This window comes from Flavobacterium gyeonganense, from assembly GCF_029625295.1.
GTDB classification, from domain to species: domain Bacteria; phylum Bacteroidota; class Bacteroidia; order Flavobacteriales; family Flavobacteriaceae; genus Flavobacterium; species Flavobacterium gyeonganense.
Genome location: NZ_CP121112.1, coordinates 2,055,360 through 2,060,050, shown reverse-complemented (window position 1 = coordinate 2,060,050; position 4,691 = coordinate 2,055,360). Strand labels below are relative to the sequence as shown.

Below are 4,691 nucleotides of genomic sequence, written 5' to 3'. Positions count from 1 at the left end.
CAAAATAACAGCCCCTGTGATGTTATCTAAAAAAATTATTACAATGAAAAAATTAATAGTATCCTTAGTACTCCTAGCTGTAACATCAGGTTACAGCCAGGAGTTAAACCTACCGGTGTTTACGCAGTATTTAGCAGATAATCCTTTTGTGATTTCACCAGCCTATGCAGGTATTGGTGATAACGTTAGAATAAGGGTTAATGGATTAACGCAGTGGGTCGGCATTAAAGACGCACCGGATAACCAGTCTGCTTATGTGGATTTTAGGCTTTTGGATCGTTCAGGGGTTGGTATTTCAGTTTACAACGATAAAAATGGTTACACGAGACAAACAGGAGCCAAGGTTTCATTTGCCCATCATATCATTTTAGACTATTATTCTAAGCAGTATATGTCTTTCGGTATTTCCTATAACTTTAATAGTTTTAGGATTGATACAGATGAATTTAGTACTGATATTGAACATCCTGTTTTAGACCCTTCCATTACAAATGATCGATACACTGCAAATAATAACTTTGACATCAGTGCACTATATCGTAATAAAAACTTCTATTTGAGTTTTAATGCGAATAATGTTTTGAAGAAAAACACTAATAAATTTAGAGGTGTGGAACCAGATTTACTATCTAATTATCAGGTATATACTGGATTTACATTTAGAGATGCAGAGAATAACCGTATCGAATATGAACCATCGGTATTTTATCAGTATTTTGCCAGTGATAAACGTTCTGCGACGGATATCAATTTTAAATACAGACGTTATAACCGCTATGAAGAATATTACTGGATAGGAGTTTCGTATCGTATGCTGAATGACCAGTTCCCAAAACCTTTATCATTGGGGCCAATGGCAGGTTTCATGAAGTCTAAAATTTATTTTGCATATTCCTATCAGGTAATGTTTAACGATTTAGGATATTATAACTCAGGAACCCATGTTGTCACACTTGGATTTGATTTCCTTCAGGCATTAAGCAGTTGTCCTTGTACGGATAGTCCGGTTCATGATTAATAAATTGTAAAGAAAGGCTTTAGAACAAAATAGTTTTAAAGCCTTTTTTAGTAATTATTTATAAAAAAATCGCAGGATTATTTGGTTTTACCTCATTAATTTGATTGTAACCCGCAAGATTGCTAAATTTGAATAAATCAATTCGATTTATGAAATCGCCATTTACAAGTTTAGCAATTCCAATAGAATAAATGGCGATACCATATATGACAGTTAAAAAACAACTTTCACATATATGAAAACAAAGCTTTCGTTTTATGCCCTGCATCTGTGTTTGTGTCTGGCGTTTCTTTTTTTGCCTTATGCATTTACATCGGTCAAAACAATTTTTGCGTGGCCCAATTTGTACTCTAATGTACATGATCGGATTTATTTTTTTATTTATTTTAGTTTATTGTGTTTCTTTTATTTTAACTACTATTATTTAATTCCACAATATTATTTTCAAAACAAGCAATTATTATATTTTATAATGATTGCTTGTTTTCTTTTATTTTTTGTGTGGATTTCAGGATTTTTAGATCACCCGGATCACAATTTTTTAGATTTTAGGGATCATAAAAAACCCTTTTTACATCATCGCGGACCTTTTAATGAAGGAATGAAACCGCCTCCGGATTTTCGAAACAGGCCTCCGGGACCAATATCTTTTGATACAATGGGCGGACCGCCAACTCAGTACGGACATACAGCTCTGGTATATTTGCTCGGTGTAATTTCAAGTTTGTTATTTGCTATATCCGGAAGGCTGCAAAATGTAGAAAAAGAAAAAATGAAGTCAGAACTTGCTTTTTTAAAAGCGCAGATCAATCCGCATTTTTTATTTAATACACTTAATAGTATTTATGCTCTTGCTTTAAAAAAAGATGATAAAACTCCCGATGCCGTGATACAGTTATCTGAGCTCATGCGCTATATTATTACCAATGCAAATGATGAAGTACTGGATTTAAGCAAAGAAATCAATTACATCAATAATTTTATTTCACTGCAAAAAACGCGTTTGGGAAATACCGTTAGTGTCGATTATAAAGTAAACGGAAACCCTTTCGGCAAGGCAATTACACCGCTTATTTTAATTTCTTTCATAGAAAATGCTTTCAAACATGGTGTAAATCCGGATCAGACTTCAGAAATTTGTATTTACATTGATATTCATGAAAAAGAATTGACATTGATGGTATCCAATAAAAAAACATTTTCGATTCAATCTGAAACCGGAATTGGTCTGCAAAATACAATTGAGAGACTATCGTTTTTATATCCAAACAAACATCAGTTAAAAATTGAAGACAGTCATGATAAGTATATCGTAAATTTAACTATTGAAGTAGGATGATAAAAGCAATAGCATTAGATGATGAACCACTGGCATTAGAAATTTTGCAAAGTCTGTGTGCTGAAATTGAATTTGTCGATTTGCAAAAAACGTTTACAAAATCTGATGAAGCTTTTAAATATCTTAAAAAGTATCCTGTCGATTTGCTATTTTTAGATATCAATATGCCCTCTATTTCAGGATTGGATTTTTATAAAAAACTGCCACACAAAACGATGGTCATTTTTACAACGGCCTATTCTGAATTTGCTGTTGAAGGTTTTACGTTAAGCGCTACTGATTATCTTTTAAAACCTATTTCGTTTTCCCGTTTTCAGCAGGCTGTTGAAAAAGCATTTCAGCAATGGAAAACTCAAAACCAGAATCTGGAACAGCAATATCTTTTTATACGTGCCGATTATAGTTTGATAAAAATCCTTTTCTCAGATATTTTATATATTGAAGGCTTGGATGATTATCTTAAAATTCATATTCAGAATCAAAAGACTGTTGTGGCCAGAATGACTTTAAAAGTCATACTTCAAAAATTGCCTTCCACCGAATTTGTTCGTGTACACAGGTCATTTATTATTCCAATTTCTAAAATTGAAAAAATTAGAAATAAAACAATTCATATTCATCAGACAGAAATACCAATAAGTACAAGTTATGAAGCTGCATTTTTTGAACTCCTGAATCAAAAATAAAGGAACCTTATTTGAAATAATTTTACTATAAATTTATTTTTTCTCTTCGTTTACCTCATAATTATTGTGGATTACCTCAAACTTTTTCCAACACTATAATTTCGAATAATTTTACTTGAAAATTACTGTTAATCATTTAATTGATAAAACATTAAAACCAAGAAATTATGGAAAGAAAAGATTTTTTAAAAGGTTTAGGTTTAGTAGGAATAGGTTCTTTCGCTATTCCAATTATAAACGCTTGCAGTAAAGACGATGATGCTTCAGAAACATCAACTGATACAGATATGGCCACTGATACAGGTTCAAACTCAGGTTCCTCAGGTACTTGTTCCGTAACTCCTTCTGAAACCGAGGGTCCATTTCCAACCATTTCACCATCTTCTTTGGTGAAATCAAATATTGTCATGGACAGAACCGGTGTTGCTTTTACAATTAATATTACCATAAAAAACACAAAAGCAAGCTGTGCCGCTTTAAAAGGCGCTATTGTTGATATCTGGCATTGCGATAAAGATGGTTATTATTCTGAGTACGGAGGAACAGGTATGCAATCTGTAAATTATACTTCTGTACATTTTTTAAGAGGAAGGCAAACTACGGATGATAATGGTTTAGTGACTTTTACCTCTATATTTCCGGGCTGGTATTCCGGCAGAGCAACACACATACATGTTCATATATACAACGCCAGCGGAACTTCATTACTGGTTACACAAATTGCTTTTCCTGAAGGTTCAGGAAGTGCTGTTGCTTTGGTTAATGCATCAACTTCAAATGGGTATACCAAAGGTTTGTCCGGCTATACCTATAATGCTTCGGACAATGTGTTTTCTGATGGTTTTTCGAATGAATTGGCAACAGTTACAGGCAGCATCGCAGAAGGTTTTGTGCTCAAACATACCATTAACGTTGCAAGTTAAAAGGCAGTAAATATAGTTTAAGATGATCAAGCAGATTCCAGCTCAGATTTATAAGTCAGAAACAAGAGGTGTTTTCAAATCAGAAAAATACAATTGTTTTGCTACTTTTAATTTCGACCAGTACCAGGATTTGTCCAGAACACCATTTGGTTCGTTACAGATTTTAAACGAAGAGATATTAGCTCCCCAACATTGTATTTCCAGAGTTATAAAGGCAAATACAAATGTGATTATTTTGCCTTTATTTGGTGGAATTGAATGCAAAGACAATCTGGGTAATACTGAATTTTTAAGAGTTGAAGAAGTTAAGATAATAGCTGCTGTAGATAAAATGACTTTGGAAATTTTTAATCCTTACGAAAGTGAAAACGTTAGCTTTCTTACCATTCATTTTCAAAGGGAATTACAGTGTTTCAAAAATTATTTTCAGAAATCAGAAATTGATTTTACGATCAGAAATAAATTAATTCGATTGATTGAAATTGAACAAGTTGTTGGTTTTATTGGTGTTTACGATGGAAGGAAAGAAGGATTTTACACTTTGAAGAACCCTAACAACGGTGTTTTCGTATTTATAGTTAACGGTGCTTTTGAAGTAGAAGACCGACTTTTAGAAGCCAGGGACGGTTTGAGTATGAAAAAAACTGAAGTAATGCAGTGGGAAGCTTTATCTGAAAATGCTGTTTTATTAGTTTTTGAAGTTGCCTTAAAATGAATTGTTGAAT

The 4,691-nt window shown here is 32.9% G+C and carries 5 protein-coding genes; all 5 read left to right on the top strand.

The window, feature by feature from the left end; genetic code table 11:
* The first annotated feature begins 43 nt into the window (after positions 1-43).
* On the top strand, positions 44-1,018 hold the full coding sequence (locus tag P5P89_RS08945) for a PorP/SprF family type IX secretion system membrane protein (protein WP_278011612.1): 975 nt from the start codon (positions 44-46) through the stop codon (positions 1,016-1,018).
* A 472-nt stretch (positions 1,019-1,490) separates the two neighbouring features.
* Positions 1,491-2,357 carry a sensor histidine kinase gene (locus P5P89_RS08940; RefSeq protein ID WP_278011611.1) on the top strand — a complete coding sequence of 289 codons (867 nt, stop codon included), beginning with the start codon at positions 1,491-1,493 and terminating at the stop codon, positions 2,355-2,357.
* On the top strand, positions 2,354-3,043 hold the full coding sequence (locus tag P5P89_RS08935) for a LytR/AlgR family response regulator transcription factor (protein ID WP_278011610.1): 690 nt from the start codon (positions 2,354-2,356) through the stop codon (positions 3,041-3,043). Before P5P89_RS08940 ends, P5P89_RS08935 begins: the two co-directional genes overlap by 4 nt.
* Positions 3,044-3,210: 167 nt before the next feature.
* Positions 3,211-3,966: a dioxygenase family protein gene (locus P5P89_RS08930; protein WP_278011609.1), complete on the top strand. Its 756-nt coding sequence runs from the start codon at positions 3,211-3,213 to the stop codon at positions 3,964-3,966.
* Between the two features lie 22 nt (positions 3,967-3,988).
* The gene (locus P5P89_RS08925) at positions 3,989-4,681 is read left to right on the top strand and encodes a pirin family protein (RefSeq protein WP_278011608.1); all 693 of its coding nucleotides are present in this window, start codon (positions 3,989-3,991) and stop codon (positions 4,679-4,681) included.
* Positions 4,682-4,691: the final 10 nt, after the last annotated feature.

Coding starts and splice junctions, on each gene's coding strand:
- P5P89_RS08945 (WP_278011612.1), top strand. CDS start 44: ATGAAAAAATTAATAGTATCCTTAGTACTCCTAGCTGTAACATCAGGT.
- P5P89_RS08930 (WP_278011609.1), top strand. CDS start 3,211: ATGGAAAGAAAAGATTTTTTAAAAGGTTTAGGTTTAGTAGGAATAGGT.
- P5P89_RS08935 (WP_278011610.1), top strand. CDS start 2,354: ATGATAAAAGCAATAGCATTAGATGATGAACCACTGGCATTAGAAATT.
- P5P89_RS08940 (WP_278011611.1), top strand. CDS start 1,491: ATGATTGCTTGTTTTCTTTTATTTTTTGTGTGGATTTCAGGATTTTTA.
- P5P89_RS08925 (WP_278011608.1), top strand. CDS start 3,989: ATGATCAAGCAGATTCCAGCTCAGATTTATAAGTCAGAAACAAGAGGT.